This window comes from Bergeyella anatis, from assembly GCF_036016955.1.
GTDB lineage: Bacteria > Bacteroidota > Bacteroidia > Flavobacteriales > Weeksellaceae > JAYWXI01.
In genome coordinates, this window is record NZ_JAYWXI010000182.1 from 1 (window position 1) to 332 (window position 332).

1 protein-coding gene is annotated in these 332 nt (G+C 32.5%); it reads left to right on the top strand.

From position 1 onward, the window contains the following. The coding region (locus VQ048_RS12845) for a DNA methyltransferase family protein (RefSeq protein ID WP_327612001.1) at positions 1-332 on the top strand (332 nt) is incomplete at both ends.

The window sequence follows — 332 nt, forward strand, 5'->3', positions numbered from 1 at the left end:
TCTTAAAAGTTCGGTACTCACTTCATTTTATACCCCGCCAGAAGTTATCCAAGCTCTATCAGCGGTACTTAATAAACACAACTTTCAATACCAACAAGCATTAGACCCTTCTGCAGGAACAGGGAATTTTATTGAACAGTTACAACAAAATGATGTGTCTATAACCGCTTTTGAAAAAGATTTACTAACGGGGAAAATATTAAAACATTTACATCCTTCCACCCAAATAAAAATTAAGGGATTTGAAAATATAGAAGAACGACAAAATAATTCCTTTGATGTAATAAGCAGTAATATACCGTTTGGAGATATATCTGTATTTGATTTGTCTT